Origin of the sequence: Microbacterium karelineae, assembly GCF_009745985.1 — a bacterium.
GTDB lineage: Bacteria > Actinomycetota > Actinomycetes > Actinomycetales > Microbacteriaceae > Microbacterium > Microbacterium karelineae.
In genome coordinates this window covers 34,938-49,682 of record NZ_WFIX01000178.1, presented here as the reverse complement: position 1 = coordinate 49,682, position 14,745 = coordinate 34,938, and the positions used below count along the sequence as shown (strand labels likewise).

13 protein-coding genes are annotated in these 14,745 nt (G+C 72.4%); 2 read left to right on the top strand and 11 right to left on the bottom strand.

The window, feature by feature from the left end; genetic code table 11:
* Positions 1-35 precede the first annotated feature (35 nt).
* The 5 genes from GB932_RS07930 to GB932_RS07910 all read right to left on the bottom strand — a co-directional run bounded on the left by GB932_RS07930 (position 36) and on the right by GB932_RS07910 (position 6,500).
* Positions 36-1,169 carry an IS30 family transposase gene (locus tag GB932_RS07930; RefSeq protein WP_156760168.1) on the bottom strand — a complete coding sequence of 378 codons (1,134 nt, stop codon included), beginning with the start codon at positions 1,167-1,169 and terminating at the stop codon, positions 36-38.
* Positions 1,170-1,493: 324 nt separating this feature from the next.
* Positions 1,494-2,786, bottom strand: coding sequence for a M50 family metallopeptidase (locus GB932_RS07925; RefSeq protein ID WP_156760162.1), 1,293 nt, complete (start codon positions 2,784-2,786; stop codon positions 1,494-1,496).
* Positions 2,787-2,793: 7 nt separating this feature from the next.
* Complete coding sequence (locus GB932_RS07920) at positions 2,794-4,377, bottom strand: Mur ligase family protein (RefSeq protein ID WP_156760167.1); 1,584 nt, start codon at positions 4,375-4,377, stop codon at positions 2,794-2,796.
* 70 nt (positions 4,378-4,447) lie between these two features.
* A complete protein-coding gene (locus GB932_RS07915) occupies positions 4,448-5,533 on the bottom strand; it encodes a 1-deoxy-D-xylulose-5-phosphate reductoisomerase (RefSeq protein WP_156760161.1) in 1,086 nt (361 codons plus the stop codon).
* A gap of 4 nt (positions 5,534-5,537) precedes the next feature.
* Positions 5,538-6,500 carry an FKBP-type peptidyl-prolyl cis-trans isomerase gene (locus tag GB932_RS07910; protein WP_156760160.1) on the bottom strand — a complete coding sequence of 321 codons (963 nt, stop codon included), beginning with the start codon at positions 6,498-6,500 and terminating at the stop codon, positions 5,538-5,540.
* A 143-nt stretch (positions 6,501-6,643) separates the two neighbouring features.
* On the opposite strand from GB932_RS07910, the gene GB932_RS07905 reads away from it, so the two are divergent.
* Positions 6,644-7,396 carry a lysophospholipid acyltransferase family protein gene (locus GB932_RS07905; protein WP_156760159.1) on the top strand — a complete coding sequence of 251 codons (753 nt, stop codon included), beginning with the start codon at positions 6,644-6,646 and terminating at the stop codon, positions 7,394-7,396.
* 6 nt (positions 7,397-7,402) lie between these two features.
* On the opposite strand, the gene GB932_RS07900 is transcribed toward GB932_RS07905, so the two are convergent.
* Entirely contained in the window at positions 7,403-7,867 is a 465-nt protein-coding gene (locus GB932_RS07900; RefSeq protein WP_156760158.1) for an OsmC family protein, read from the bottom strand.
* Positions 7,868-7,890: 23 nt separating this feature from the next.
* Between GB932_RS07900 and GB932_RS07895 the strand changes: the two genes are divergently transcribed.
* Complete coding sequence (locus GB932_RS07895; protein ID WP_156760157.1) at positions 7,891-8,889, top strand: asparaginase; 999 nt, start codon at positions 7,891-7,893, stop codon at positions 8,887-8,889.
* 4 nt (positions 8,890-8,893) lie between these two features.
* Here the strand turns inward: GB932_RS07895 and GB932_RS07890 are convergent, their stop codons facing one another.
* From GB932_RS07890 to GB932_RS07870, 5 genes are all read right to left on the bottom strand, one after another.
* On the bottom strand, positions 8,894-11,731 hold the full coding sequence (locus GB932_RS07890) for an FtsK/SpoIIIE domain-containing protein (RefSeq protein WP_156760156.1): 2,838 nt from the start codon (positions 11,729-11,731) through the stop codon (positions 8,894-8,896).
* Positions 11,732-11,839: 108 nt separating this feature from the next.
* The gene (locus GB932_RS07885) at positions 11,840-12,673 is read right to left on the bottom strand and encodes a PP2C family protein-serine/threonine phosphatase (RefSeq protein ID WP_197517386.1); all 834 of its coding nucleotides are present in this window, start codon (positions 12,671-12,673) and stop codon (positions 11,840-11,842) included.
* Positions 12,674-12,817: 144 nt separating this feature from the next.
* Positions 12,818-13,537, bottom strand: a complete 720-nt coding sequence (locus GB932_RS07880) for a DUF5684 domain-containing protein (RefSeq protein ID WP_156760155.1) — start codon at positions 13,535-13,537, stop codon at positions 12,818-12,820.
* Positions 13,538-13,646: 109 nt separating this feature from the next.
* Entirely contained in the window at positions 13,647-14,402 is a 756-nt protein-coding gene (locus GB932_RS07875) for a YaaA family protein (protein WP_156760154.1), read from the bottom strand.
* A gap of 77 nt (positions 14,403-14,479) precedes the next feature.
* Positions 14,480-14,743, bottom strand: a complete 264-nt coding sequence (locus GB932_RS07870) for a F0F1 ATP synthase subunit epsilon (protein ID WP_156760153.1) — start codon at positions 14,741-14,743, stop codon at positions 14,480-14,482.
* Positions 14,744-14,745: the final 2 nt, after the last annotated feature.

Here is a 14,745-nt window from a genome sequence, read left to right as displayed (position 1 = left end):
GGCGGATTCCAGTGGTGGTCGCAACACCGGGTGTTTTATACGAGTTGTAGCAGACGCTCGGCTGGGGTGTCCCAACCGAGTGTCTTGCGGGGACGGCCGTTGAGTTTCTGCGCGACGTGCTCGAGATCTTCCGGACCGTGGATCGACAGATCGGTGCCCTTCGGGAAGTACTGCCGCAGCAGCCCGTTGGTGTTCTCGTTCGAGCCGCGTTGCCAGGGCGCGGCGGGATCACAGAAGTAGACCGGGACGTTCGTGGCGATCCGGAATGCCTTGTGGTCGGCCATCTCCGATCCCTGGTCCCAGGTCAGCGACCCGCGCAGATGCGCAGGCAACGAACCGATCAGGGGGACGAGAACATCCCGGACAGCCTCGGCGGTATGGTCGCTAGGCAGATGCCCGAGCATCACGTAACGCGTGGACCGTTCGACGAGGGTGACGATCGCGGACTGGTTGCCCGCCCCGACGATCAGGTCCCCTTCCCAGTGCCCGGGGACGGCGCGGTCTTCGACGTCCGCGGGGCGGTCGCTGATCATGATCATCGGATCGACGAACCGGCTCGTGCGGTGTCCCGGCGATCGGTGCGGCTTACGACGGGTCCGTCCGGTGCGCAGCGCGTCGACGACGGCGCGTTTCAGGCCGCCGCGGGCCTGGACATAGATCGCCTGGTAGATCGTCTCCGTGCTCACCTGCATGCTCTCGTCGCCGGCGTGATCACGCGACAAGACGCCGCTGATCTGCTCCGGAGACCATTGTTGCGCCAACCGGTCCGACACGAACTCCCGCAGCCGTCCCGGCTGGGCGAGCTTCGCTGGCTTCGGGCGCGCCCGTTTCACGGCCGCGTCACGATGCGCGCCATACGGCAGATAGACGCCGCCGGTGGTCCGGGCGTCGAGCTCGCGTTTGATCGTCGATGCCGACCTTCCCAGGTCCCGGCCGATCGCCCGCAACGACCAACCGAGTCGGGTCAGATCCGCGATCTTCTCCCGTTCTGGAAGCGACAGCAGACGAGAACCCGTCTGCTCGGGAACCTGTGATGGTGGTGGAGTCGTCATGGACTCCATCGTGACCTGACCGGTGGAGTAATTCACGCGGCGCCCGTCGGGATGAAACCGCGAGTTCCGCGAGTGATGGACACCGTGGTCCCAGTCCTGGGCGGTGCGTTCGTGGATCCCGACCCGCTGGGCCGCGTCTCGTCGAGACGCTCCCTCTTCCCGGAGCCGCTTGTACTCGCCCTGGCGCGAATCCGGACGCGGCTGGCGGACCGATCGCTTTCCCGCTTTCCGCGCCCAATTGCGGGCGGTGTAGTAGTTCACGCCCAGCTCGCGAGCGGCGATCCCCACGTTGCCGACCTCGTCGAGCAGGACGAGGAACTGTTGACGCTTCTCCGAAAACGACACGATGGCCGCGACCTCCTGAAAGTCAGGGCGTTGCGACCACCGCTAGAACCCAACGCGCACGTTGGGGCGTGTCGTGGCTAGTGGGGATCCCGTTGGCTACCCCCCGAAGAGGTCCACCGGGTTGAAGATGTCCGCCGCGAACAGCAGCGCGCCCATGCCGATCATGAGCACGACGACGACGAGCGTCAGCGGAACGAGGCGGGTCGCGTCGGCGGGCCTCGGCGCGGGGCGGCCCGTGAGCTTCGCGACCGCCCGCTTGATGCCGTCCCACAGCGCGACGACGACGTGGCCGCCGTCGAGCGGCAGCAGCGGGATCAGGTTGAACACCATGAGCGCGATGTTGAGGGATCCGATGAGGCTCAGCATCACGGCGACACGGTCGAGGATGGGCGCCTCGGTCGCCGCGACCTCGCCGGCGATCCTCCCGACGCCGATCACGCTGATCGGGCCGTCGGCGTCGCGCTCGCCGCCCGTGAACAGGTCTACGGCGGTGTCGTAGAGGCGCACGGGCAGCTCGACGATGATCCCGGCGACCGCCGTCGTGTTGTCGATCGCCTGCTCGGCGCCGGTCCAGATCGGCTGCCGCACGCGCTCCGATGTGGGGCCGAAGCCCACGAAGCCCACCTCGTCGGTGACCTGCTCGCCGGCCTCGTCGGTGTACGTGTTCGTCGCGAGCACGGGCGTGATCCGCAGGTTCTGCTCGGATCCGTCGCGGTCGACGACGACGTCGAGCGTCTCGTCGGGGTGCGCCCGGATGATGGCCGAGGCCTCCGCGAAGGTCGACACATCCGTCCCGTCGACGGCGACGATCACATCCCCGGGTGCGAGGCCCGCGGCCGCGGCGGGAGAGGTGGGATCGTCGGCGCCGCACTCGGTCTGCGCGGATCCGGCGGGCAGCACGCACTCGGAGACCGACGCGACCGTCGTCGTCGACTGCTGCATGCCGATGCCGCTGAACAGCACCGAGAAGGTGACGATCGCGAGCACGAGGTTCATGAACGGGCCGCCGAGCATCACGACGACGCGCTTCCACGTCGCCTGCCGGTACAGGGTGCGGTCGCCCGCCTCCGTGATGGTCTCGTCGTTCGCGAGGCGTGCGTCCTGCACGAGCGTCGACCAGATCCGCTTCCGGCGCCCCTCCGTCTCGGGGCTCGGCGGATACATGCCCGCGATCGAGATGAATCCGCCGAGCGGCAGCGCCTTGAATCCGTACTCGGTCTCGCCGATCTGCTTCGACCACAGCGTCGGACCGAAGCCGATCATGTACTGCCCGACGCGCACCCCGAAGGCCTTCGCGGGCAGGATGTGCCCGAGCTCGTGCAGCGCGATCGACACGGCGAGCCCGACGAGCATGACGAGCACGCCCACGAGGAACGCGACGGCGGTCATCGGCAGATCATTCGTCGCCGTACGGGTTCGGCCACACGCGGTCGGGCGCGGGCCAGCCTGCCGCGATGAGGGCGCGGCGCGCCAGCTCGCGCGCCGAGTACCCCCACTGCACGCCCGCGATGTCGCGATAGTTCTGGTGGCCGGGGCCGGCCCAGAGGATCGCGTCGCCGGGGCCGGCGAGGCTCACGGCCCGCACGATCGCCCGCTCGGGCGGCGAGACCTCGTAGACCTCGTGGGTGGGATCCGCGACCGCGGCCCCGTCGAGGAGGGTGCGGCGGATCGATGCCGCGTCCTCGTGGCGCGGATGGTGGTCGGTGATGACGACGACATCGCTGCCCTCGACGGCCGCGCGGGCCATGTCGCGGCGCTTGGTCGCGTCACGGTCGCCGTCGGCGCCGAAGAGCATGATGACGCGGCCCGGCGTGACGCGGCGGACCGCGGCGAGCGTCTTCTCGAACGCGTCGGGCGTGTGCCCGAAGTCGACGTACACGGCGGGCCCCTCGGGGCCCGAGACGAGCTGCGTGCGGCCCGGCACCCAGGCGATGAGGCCGCCGTCGCGCGTGAGGGCGTCGCGGATCCGCTCCCACCCGTATCCCGCCTCGAGCAGCATCACGACGCAGAGGCCCGCGTTCGAGGCCATGTGGGCGCCGATGACGGGGACGGTCGTCTCGAGCGTGCGGCCGCCGCGCCCGGTGAGGCGGAACGACGTGCCGCGCTGCTCCTCCACCGTGACCTCGACGATCCAGTCGGCGGCCTCTGCGGCTGCGCGGTCGGCCGCGATCTCGGGCGTGGCGATGGTCGTCACGGGCACCTCGGCGTCGCGGACGATGCGGGATCCCGCGGCCGAGTCGAGCGAGACCACGGCGCGCTTCGCGTGCGCCGCCGAGAAGAGCGGCGCCTTCGCGGCGTAGTACTCGTCCATGTCGGCGTAGTCGTCGAGGTGATCGTGGCTGAGGTTCGTGAACGACATGACGTCGAAGACGACCCCGTCGACGCGGTGGCGCGTGACGGCCTGCGCGCTCACCTCGATGCCCACCGCCTCGACGCCCGCCTCGCGCATGCGCGCGAGCTGCGCGTGGAACTCGGTGGCCTCGGGGCTCGTGAGCCCCGCGACGACGCGCTCGCCCGCGACGACGCGCTCGGCGGACGTCGATGCCCCGGCGACGGCGCCGATCTGAGTGAGCATCCCCTCGAGGAGGTGGGTGACGCTCGTCTTGCCGTTGGTGCCGGTCGTGCCCAGCAGCAGCGGGAGCTCGTCGCCGGGCGCCGTGCGGTTCACCCATGCGGCGGCGGCGGGCAGCGCGAGGCGCGGATCCGGGACGATGACGATCGGGAGCCCGCTGCGGGAGGCGAGGTCCGCCCCGTCCTCGTCGGTGAGCACCGCGACCGCGCCGCTGTCGGCGGCGGCCGATGCGAATGCCGCCCCGTGGCGGTGGGCGCCGCGGATCCCCACGAAGATCTCCCCCGGCACCAGGTCGCTCGACGACAGGGTGACGCCGATCACGGCCGCGTCGTCGCCCCGCAGCTCGCCCCCGAGGTGCCGCGCGAGGTCGGCGAGGCGCCGCGGCACCGGCCGCTCGGGGCGGAGCATCGTGGGCGCCGTCCGGCGGAGGCGCGGGAGGTGGGTGAGGTCGATCTCGTCGGTCACGTCGTCGATTCTCTCAGCGCGATCCCGAGATCAGCTGATCCGCGGCCCCGCGCGCCCAGCGTTCGGCGTCGGCGAGCGTCTCGAGGCTCAGCTCGCCGGGCGCGTCGTGCAGGTCCACGACGCGCTCGACGGTGTCGACGATGTCGGTGAAGCCGATCGCGCCGTCGTGGAAGGCGTCGACAGCCTGCTCGTTCGCGGCGTTGTATACGGCGGGGAATGTCGCGCCCGCCGCCCCGACCTGGCGCGCGAGGCGCACGGCGGGGAACGCGTCGTCGTCGAGAGGCTCGAACTCCCACGCCTGCGCCGCGGTCCAGTCGATCGGGACGTCGACGTCGTCGAGGCGATCCGGCCAAGAGAGGCCGAGCGCGATCGGCACGAGCATGCGCGGCGGTCCGGCCTGAGCGATCGTGGATCCGTCGCGGAACTCGACCATCGAGTGGATCATCTGCTGGGGGTGCACCACGACGTCGATCGCCGCGAACGGGACGTCGAACAGCAGGTGCGCCTCGATGACCTCGAGTCCCTTGTTGACGAGCGTCGCGGAGTTCGTCGTGATGACCCGCCCCATGGCGAAGTTCGGGTGGCGCAGCGCGTCCGCGGGCGTCACGCGCGCGAGCTCGGTCCGCGTGCGGCCGCGGAACGGGCCGCCCGATGCCGTGACGACGAGGCGGCGCACCTCGTCGCGGCGTCCGGAGCGCAGCGCCTGCGCGATCGCGGAATGCTCCGAGTCGACGGGGACGATCTGCCCGGGCCGCGCGAGCCGTGTGACGAGCGCGCCGCCGACGATGAGTGACTCCTTGTTCGCGAGCGCGAGCGTGCGGCCGGCCTCGAGCGCCGCGAGGGTCGGCCCGAGGCCGACGGATCCCGTGATGCCGTTCAGCACGACATCGGCCTCGACGTCGCGCACCAGCTGCGCCGCCTCGTCCGCGCCGAGGGCCGTCGCGCCGACGCCGAACTCGGCCGCCTGCTCGGCCAGCAGCGGGGCGTTGGAGCCCGTGGCCAGGCCGACGAGGTCGAATCGGTCGGGGTGGCGCCGGATCACGTCGAGCGCCTGCGTCCCGATGGATCCGCTCGACCCGAGGACGATGACCCTGCGCATGTCGTCAGCCCGCGGCGTGCATCGAGTCGAGGATGTCGACGACGAAGACGAGCGTCTCGTCCTGCAGGTCGTGCCCCTCGCTCGCCCCGTAGCCCTCGTCGGCGGGGATCACGGCGATCACCTGCGAGCCGATCTTCTGCCCGACGAGCGCCTTCGTGAAGCCCTCGATGACGGCGTCCGTCGCGAACGAGGTGGGGGCGCCGCGCGACCAGCTCGAGTCGAACTCGGATCCGTCCGAGCCCTGCACGCCGAGATACTGAACGAAGACCGTATCGCCGTCTTCGACGACATCGCCGTCGCCCTCCTTGAGGGTGGCGATCTCGGTCTCATCGGGCGCCGAGAAGTCGTCGGGAAGCGTCACGCTCGGCGTGCCATCGTCTGCGACCTCGACGGCCGGCAGTCCCTCGGGGGCGTCCTGGTCCTCGCCCCACGCGGCGGTCGGCGTCGTCTCGACGAAGTCGAGCACGTAGACCTGACCGGCGGTCGCGGTGCCGTCCTCCGCCGTCTGGCCCGGGTAGGTGAAGGCCACGCGCGTGCCGGGCGTCGCACATCCGAGGACCTGGCCGAAGACGTTCTCGGCCTCGACGGCCGCGGGGAGGGCCGATCCTTCGTCGTAGCCCTCGGTGCCCAGCTTCTCGCCCGTCTCGGCGTCGAAGACCGTCGCGGCGTACTGGACGTATTCGCCCGCCTCGAGCTCGTCGCCCTCTCCCTCGATGATCACCTTGCGCTCGATCTCGGTCGCCTCGAGCGGCGAGTCGAACGTCGCCTTCGCCTCGGCGCCGAAATCGCCCGACACCTCGACGGCATCGATGGCGTCGCCCGCGGAGACCGCCGCCGCGCAGAGGTCGGCGCCGCCCGCGTCCGCGCTGGGATCCGCCGCCTCGTCGGCGCCGTCGGAGGAGCATCCCGCGAGGGCGAGAGCCGCGACGGCGGCGGTGGACAGGATCGCGAGTGAGCGATGACGCACGAGGGGACCTCTCTTCGATGACCGAACTCGCCCATCCTGCCGCATTTCCGCTATGGATGGGCTGACCCGCGCGGCCCGGCATCGCGATCGGTCGCCACCCGGCGGATTCCCGTCACGGCATGTGCGCACCGTATCCTGGAACGATGACCGAACCGGCCTCGGAGCGCCCGCACTCACCGAGCTGGGCGTACACCCTCGGACGCATCATCCTCGCGCCGCTCGCCCGCGCCCTGTATCGCCCCCGTGTGGAGGGCAAGGGCAACATCCCGCGTGAGGGCGCCGTGATCTTCGCGAGCAACCACCTCTCGGTCATCGACTCGTTCGCGATCCCGATCGCCGCCGCCCCGCGCCCCGTCCACTTCCTCGCGAAGTCCGAGTACTTCGAGGGATCCGGATTCGGCGGCTGGCTGTCGAGGACGTTCTTCACCGCCATCGGCGCCGTCTCCGTGCGCCGCGGCGCCGGGCAGGCGGCGATGGACGCGCTCGACCGGCAGAAGGAGATCCTCGCCACCGGCGCGGCCGTCGCCCTGCACCCCGAGGGCACGCGCTCGCGCGACGGGCGCCTCTACAAGGGCCGCACGGGCATCGCGTATCTGGCGCTCGAGACCGGTGCGCCCGTCGTCCCGATCGGCCTCATCGGGACCGACAAGGTCATGCCCGTCGGGGCGAAGATGCCGTCATTCAAGGAACGCGTCGTCGTGAAGTTCGGCGAGCCCCTCGACCTGTCCCACCACGGCCCCGCGACATCCGGACGCGCGCGCCGCACCGCGACGGACGAGATCATGTCGGCCATCCACGCGCTCTCCGGCCAGGAGCTCGCGGGGACCTACAACGAGCTGCCCGCGCAGGGCGCCGTCGAGAAGATCAGGCGCGCGCTCCCCCACGAACGCAAGTAGTGCCGATCAGCCGGCCTCGACGATCGGATCCACCTCGACGGGGAAGCTCACGCTGTTCGCGATGAAGCACCATTCGTGCGCATCGTGATGCGCGTCGAGGCCCGCGTCGATCATCGCCGGATCCGCGACCGTCACGCGCGGCCGCAGCACGACCCGCTCGAAGCGGCCCGCGCTCCCCTCGACGATCAGCGCCCCCTCGGCCGCGTCGACGTACTGCGTGACGACGACGCCGCGGGTCGTGCACGCGTGCAGGTACGACAGCAGGTGGCACTCGCTCAGCGCCGCGAGGAGCATGTCCTCCGGATTCCAGCGCGACGCGTCGCCGCGGAAGGCGCGGTCGGCCGACGCGAGCAGCTCGGGTTTGCCCTCGACGCGGATCGTCACGTCCCTCGCATAGTCGCGATAGGCGCTCGTCCCCGTGCCGCGATCGCCCGTCCACGTGGTCGTCAGCGCGTATCGGTGGCTCGTCATGTCGCCGAGTCTAAAGTGGTCAGGTGACACACGCAGCGACCTTCCCCGCATCCCAGGCCGTCGAGCTCGCCGTCGTCGAGCGCGGCGGCTTCGTCGAGTCGCGACACATCGGATCCGCGATCGCGATCGCGCCCGACGGCGAGATCGTGCAGTCGCACGGCGACCCGTCGGCGCTGATCCTGCCGCGGTCGTCGCTCAAGCCGCTGCAGGCGATCGCCTGCGTCACGGCTGGCGCGAATCTGCAGGGCGAGCGGCTCGCGATCGCGACCGCGAGCCACGACGGCACCGACCGCCACGCCGCTCTCGTGCGCGACATGCTCGCGGAGGTCGGCCTCGGCGAGGACGACCTGCTCTGTCCGCCGTCGTGGCCGGGCAGCTCCGCGACCCGCCACGAGCTCGTGCGCGACGGCTTCGACCAGGCGCGGATCCGGCACAACTGCTCGGGAAAGCACGCCGCGATGCTCACGGCCTGCCGCGTCAACGGATGGGACACGACGACCTACCTCGATCCGTCCCACCCGCTGCAGCTGCACATCCGCGAGGTCGTGGAGCGGCTCACGGGCACGAGGATCGCGGCCACCGTGACCGACGGGTGCGGCGCCCCCGTGCACGCGATGTCGCTCGAGTCGCTCGCCCGCGGGCTGCACCGCGCGGGCGCGTCGTCGGAGCAGTCGCCGTTCGCCCTGCACCGCTCGGCGGCCGCGCTCCTGCGGGCGGTGCGCGAGAACCCGTGGGTCGTCGAGGGCCCCGGCGGCGACGACACCGTCACGGTCGAGCGCTTCGGCGTCTTCTCGAAGAAGGGCGCAGAAGGCGTGCAGGTGATCGTGGCGCCCGATGGCACGACCGTCGCGGTCAAGATGCTCGACGGGTCGAACCGCGCGGGGTCGCTCGTGGCCCTGGCCATCCTGGCCCGCGCCGGCGCCGTGTCGGTGCAGGACGTCGCGGAGGCGGCGGCCGAGCGTCCTGGCCTGCGCGTGCTCGGCGGCGGCGAGCCCGTCGGGCACATCCGCGCCGTCGTCTGACGGATCACGGCAGCACCACGCGCTCGGGCGCGCCGCCCGCCGGCACGAGCCACGCGCGGGCGGCGCGCGGGCGCGCATAGGGCGGCAGCTCGCGCTCGCCGAGCAGCGTGCGCAGCTCGCTCGGGCAGTCGGCGCCGACGACCATGTCCCCCGCGGAGCGCACGCGCTGCAGCAGGGCGTACTGGCGCTGCCAGGCGTCCGCCTCGCCGACGAGCGCAAGGCGAGCCCCGCCGGCGAGCGCCTCGAGGCCCGTGCCCGGCGCGACGTCGTCGACGAGCACGACGCGGACGGCGTCGCCCCAGGCCGCGCGGAGCGATGCCGCACGGCGAGCGGCCGCGCGCAGAACGAGGCCCGTGACGGCGCCGCGCGGTTCCCATCGCTCATCGTCTCCGAGCTCTCGGGGCTCGTCCGCCGGAGCGGGCGGCAGGGCGAGCTGGGTCTCGTATCCGTCGAGCACCGCGCGGCCGGGCGGGCGCCGCGCATCGAACAGCTCGCGATCGGCCCCCGCGGCCGTATGGTCGTGGATGGTCGGGACCGCGAGCACGACTCGTCGGGGCAGGACGTCGGCGATCTTCGACAGCGCACCGGCGAGCCGGGCACAGGTCAGCACGACCATCGTCCCCGTGGATCCGGCGTCGCGGACGATGCCCTCGAGTCGCTCCGCCGCCTCCCGTGCGTAGTCCGCGGGGAAGCGACCGAGCAGCGCGTCGGCGTCGTCGACGACGAACAGCTCGGGCGGGTCCGCCTCGGCGGCCGCGAGCGCGTCCCAGACCCCCTCGCTGTCGCGCGGGACCGCGATCACGCGGCGGCCGCTCTCGCTCGCCGCGCCCGCGATCCGGCGCGCGAGCGACGTCTTCCCCGAGCCGGCGCCGCCGACGACGAGGAGCCCCCTGTCGACCGCGGGCCGCAGGAGCGCGGCGTCCTGGACCTGCTCCGCTGGCCGGTCGCGCAGGCCGAGCACGATCGCGCCGTCGCCGGTCGCGTCCTCGTCGGGACGCCAGGCGTCCGGCAGCGGCGGCAGGAGCGGGCCGCGGGCGGGAGCGACATCGGCATGGGCGCGCGCGATGCGCTCCACGTCCACGGATCGCGTCAGCGCGAATCGCGCCGCCCCCGCCACGGTGTCGCCCGCCCGTCGCACGTATCCGACGCCTCGATGCGACGCGTCGCCCGGGATCCTGGCGGCGTCGTCGGATCCGATGAGCTGCGCGCTCTCGCGCTCCTCGGCGACACGGAGGGCGACGCGCAACGGGCTGTTGGCGAGCAGCGCGTCGCGCAGGATGCCGGACGCCCGCTGCGTGCCGAGCACGAGGTGCATGCCGAGGGCACGCCCGCGCGCCGCGACGTCCGTGAACACGGCGTGCAGGTCGGGGTGCTCCTGCAGGAGGGCCGCGAACTCATCGATCACGATCACGAGCCGCGCGAGGCCGACCCGCGGGTCTCCGACATCACGGGCGCCGGCGCCGGCGATCGCGCGCTCGCGGCGATGGATCTCTGCGCGCAGGCCCTCGACCGCGCGCCGCGCGCCGCCGCCGTCGAGATCCGTGAGCACCCCCGTGACGTGCGGCAGGTCGCGCAGGTGATCGAACGCTGTCCCGCCCTTGAAGTCGCCGAGGAGGAAGACCACGTCGGAGGGCGGCCGCGTCGCCGCGAGGGCCGCGATCCACGTCGTGAGGAACTCGCTCTTGCCCGACCCCGTCGTGCCCACGACGACGGCGTGAGGGCCGTCGGAGACCAGGTCGAGCGCGACGAGGGGCGCCGGCTCGTCGGGTGCGTGCGGCCCGGCGCCGACGACGGCCCGCAGCCCCGACGGCGCCCGGTCGCTGTCGTGCTCGGCCGCCTCCCGCCCGAGCACGTGCGCGAGAGGGATCGGCCCGTCGGGCAGCGCGTCCGCGGCCTGCTGCTCGTGCGCCGCCATCCCGCCCGCGATCTCACGCGCCTGGGCGAGGGAGACGGCCTCGAGGGCGAGCGCGACGTCTCCCCCATCGGCGACGAGCCGGCCGCGGAGGCCCTCATCGACCTCGACGAGAGCATGGCACTCGTGCGGGATCGGCTCGCCGGGGGCCGCGAGCGCGATCACGGCGGTCGCCGGGGCGGGGACGCGGTCGCCCGCGCGGACGACGGCGACGAACGCCGCTTCGGCCGCCACATCCGCCGCCGCGTGCGGGAGTCCCGTGGCCCACCCCTCGCCCAGCGGCGCCCCGACGAGTCGCACTGCGGTCGGCGGGTGGCGCGCGACGAGCTGCGCGACGAGCGCGCGCACGACGGCTCGGCCCGCCACGTCGTCGCCGCGCACGCAGATCCCGCGCTGCCACTCGACGGTCACCGGCGCGTCGGCGAGGACCTCCGCGTCGGCTCGCAGGCGCTCGGCCTCCTCGCCCTCGCCGCCCGTGACGCGGACGATGCTCGCGGCCTCACCGGTTCCCACCACGAGCGGCCCGCGCCGGCGCCACGTCCAGCCATCGTGGGCGACGAGCGCGGCGACATCGGGCGCGGCCGCCCGGCGCAGCCCGCGCTCCTCGTCGTGGCGCCGCTCCACCTCGCCGCGCAGCCGCGCACACGCGGCCCGCAGCTCCTCCTCCGCGCGCCTGCGCTCGCGCCGGGCGCTGCGCGCGCGGTCGAGGATCGACGCGACCGCCATGAACGGCCCGAGCGCGGCGAACCAGAGCATGAACACGGATCCCGTCACCTGCCACATGACGAGCGCGCCGACCACGGGCACGAGCGACGCGAGGATCGGGAAGGGGCGCCGGGAGGGCGCCTCGGGCAGGTCGGGGAGCTCGATCGGCTCCGCGAGGCGCCGGGTGGCGGGCGCCGCGCTGGTCTCGGCGGGGGCGAAGGTCATGCCGCCATGCAAGCGGATCCGCGACGGCCCCGCACCCCGCGGGATGCCGATTGTGGAGGGATTCGCGCGATTCGCCGAATGTGAGCACGCTGCCCGGCGGCGCGCGGGTCAGATCTCGGTCGGCTGCGTCCTCGGCGCCGTCGATGGCGCGCTCACGATGTCGACGACGACGATCGACACGTTGTCGCGACCGCCGTTCTCGAGGGCGGCGACCATCATGGCCGCCGTCGCGTCGGCGGGGTCGTCGTTCGCGTGCAGGAAGTGCAGGATCCCGTAGTCGGTGAGCTCCTTCGTGAGCCCGTCCGAGCAGATCACGTATCGATCGCCCGCCTGCACGTCGATGCGCACGTAGTCGGGTGTGACGGCCTCCGTCGGCCCCACGGCGCGCGTGATGACGTTGCTGTACGGGTGCGTCTCGGCCTCGTCTTCGCTGAGACGCCCCGCCGCGACGAGCTCCTGCACGAGCGAGTGGTCGGTCGTGACCTGCATGAGCTGGTCGCCGCGCTGGAGGTACACGCGGGAGTCGCCGATGTTGAGCGCGACGATCGAGGGCCCGTCGTCGGTGACGTCGAGGTAGATGCCCGTGATCGTCGTCCCGGTGCCCTCGTCGGTCGTGTCCGGGTGATCGGAGATGTCGCTGACGGCGAGCGTCAGCGCCCGATCGATGTCGTGCGGCGACACCGTGCCGTGCTCGGCGAGCTCCTCGAGCCGGTTCACGACGCTCTGGCTGGCGATCTCGCCGCCGATGTGCCCGCCCATGCCGTCGGCGACGACGAACAGCGGGTACGCGGTGAGAAACGAGTCCTGGTTGTTCTCACGCTTGCGCCCGCGGTCGGTGCTACCGGCCCAGCGCACGGAGAGCGAGCCGCCGTCCGCCAACGGGACGTCACGGCTGTGCGTCTCGGGCCGCGGTGTCGTCGCGGGGGTGGTGTCGTCGGTCACGTGGCCGACCTGCCTTTCGGGCCGTTCTGCGCCGCCGGCTGCGCGGAGCACATGCCGACCAGTCTATGGGGAGTTGCGCGCCTCGATGCGCAGGACCCCGGTCGAGGGCTCGACCGGGGTCCTGTGCGAGGCGATGCGCGGGCGTCAGACCTGCGGCGGTCGCGGCTGGTTCGGGTCCGCGGGCGGCTGCGGCGGCTGGTTCGGATCCGCCGGCGGCTGCGGCGGCATGGGCTGTCCGCCAGAGGGCTGCTCCGGCTGCTGCGGCATCTGGGGCGGGTAGCCGGGCTGCGACGGCTGGCCGTACGGGTCCTGGCCGTACGGCGCCTGGCCGTAGCCGGGCGCGGCGTAGCCTGCGGGCGCCGAGGCGGGGATGCCGGCCCACACCTGCTTGTCGCCGATGAAGCCGTTGCCCGACCAGCTCGGCGCGGGCACCTGGTGGTTCCAGCGCGAGGAGTCGAACGCGCAGATGCCGAGCCACACGATCGGGAGGAAGATGTAGAGGACGACCCAGGCGCCCTCCTTCTGCAGCTTGAGGCCCACGCGGTAGGCGGCGATGATGACCATCACGCTGGCGAAGATCGAGCCGATCCAGCCGATGTACGGAATGACGCCCGCGAACGCGAAGAACAGCAGCCACGGGTTCACGTCGCCGAGCTTCATGAACACCATCGTGTTGTAGAACGGGATCCACGCCCGCCACTTGCCCTCGACGCCGGCCTTGTCGAAGACCTTCATGAGGAACCATGCGGTGAGGACGTATCCGCCGATCGCCACGATGAAGATCACCACGCCGAAGATGGCGAGGAACGCCATGACGGCGGCGTATCCTCCCGCGCCGTCCATGTATGAGTAGTCGTCGTACATCAGGATCCTTCCCTCCACCCGGTGGTGTGCGGCATCGGCCGCCCGTTGCCAGCGTAGCGATAGACCCGCTCCGGGCGCACGCGTGGCGCGCGGGGACTCCTCCCCTGCCTCAGCCGTGTGAGACGAGCAGCAGCTCCCCCGCTGCATCGCCCGGCCGCATGTCGACGCCGGCGGATCGCGCCCACGAGACGAGCTCCTCCGTCGAGCGGATCTCCGGCGCCGCGAGCGCGAGCGCCCGGGTGAAGGCGCCCTTCGTCTTCTTGTTGAAGTGGTTCAGCGCGCGCACCGCGCCGTCGGCGCCCGCCTCCACGACCCGCACATAGGCCTGCGGGGTCCCGTCGGGGATCGGCCCGAGGTCGCGATAGGCCTCCGAGCGCAGGTCGACGATCGGACCCGTCGCCGCCGAGAGCGCGTCGCGCGTCGGCGCCGCCCAGTGCCGCTTGAGGGGTGGGATCCCCGGGATCCTCTGACCCGCCGAGAGGCGGAAGGCCGGGACCGGATCGAGCGCTCCGACGGGGCCGAGGAGCGCCGTCTGGACGGCCGCGTGCGCGCCCAGCCAGCGTCGCGCGTCAGCGGGCAGCGTCTCGGCGTCGAGCGCGTCGTACAGCACGCCCGTGAACCGGTCGATCGCGGGCATCGTCGGGGCGGAGCGCACGGCCGCGTTCACCGCGACCTCGCCGCGCTGCCGTTCCGACAGCTTCAGGGCGCGCGACATCGCGTCGGCATCCGCGGCGAGCGAGGTCAGCGCGTCGAGGGCCGCCTCGCGCTGCGGCGCGAGCGCCTCGAAGGCGAGCGACGGCACCGCGAGCGGTGCGCCGGCTCCGCCGGGGCGCTTCGTCTCGGACGGCGGGAGGAGCAGGAGCACGGAGGAATCCCTTCCTGAAGACACGAGACGGGGCGGGGATCACGATGATCCCCGCCCCGCTTCGCTGCTGGTTCGTGTCAGGCCGCGAGCTGCGCCCGTCCCGCCACGATGTTGATGGCGTCGCCGACCTCCATCGAGACGAAGCCATCGCTCGCGTCGGCGATCACCTTCGTGCCGTCGGCCTGGGTGATGCGCACCTGGCCGTCGGCGAGGACCGCGAGCGTGGGCTCGTGACCGGCCATGAAGCCGATCTCGCCCTCGACCGTCTTCGCGACGACGAGCGTGGCCTCACCCGACCAGATCTCCGCCTCGGCGGAGACGAGGTTGACCTGGAGTGCCATGA

Excerpts from the sequence above, each read along its gene's own strand:
- GB932_RS07890 (WP_156760156.1), bottom strand. The coding sequence starts at position 11,731 with ATGACCTTCGCCCCCGCCGAGACCAGCGCGGCGCCCGCCACCCGGCGC.
- GB932_RS07905 (WP_156760159.1), top strand. The coding sequence starts at position 6,644 with ATGACCGAACCGGCCTCGGAGCGCCCGCACTCACCGAGCTGGGCGTAC.
- GB932_RS07915 (WP_156760161.1), bottom strand. The coding sequence starts at position 5,533 with ATGCGCAGGGTCATCGTCCTCGGGTCGAGCGGATCCATCGGGACGCAG.
- GB932_RS07880 (WP_156760155.1), bottom strand. The coding sequence starts at position 13,537 with ATGTACGACGACTACTCATACATGGACGGCGCGGGAGGATACGCCGCC.
- GB932_RS07920 (WP_156760167.1), bottom strand. The coding sequence starts at position 4,377 with ATGCTCCGCCCCGAGCGGCCGGTGCCGCGGCGCCTCGCCGACCTCGCG.
- GB932_RS07870 (WP_156760153.1), bottom strand. The coding sequence starts at position 14,743 with ATGGCACTCCAGGTCAACCTCGTCTCCGCCGAGGCGGAGATCTGGTCG.
- GB932_RS07900 (WP_156760158.1), bottom strand. The coding sequence starts at position 7,867 with ATGACGAGCCACCGATACGCGCTGACGACCACGTGGACGGGCGATCGC.
- GB932_RS07925 (WP_156760162.1), bottom strand. The coding sequence starts at position 2,786 with ATGACCGCCGTCGCGTTCCTCGTGGGCGTGCTCGTCATGCTCGTCGGG.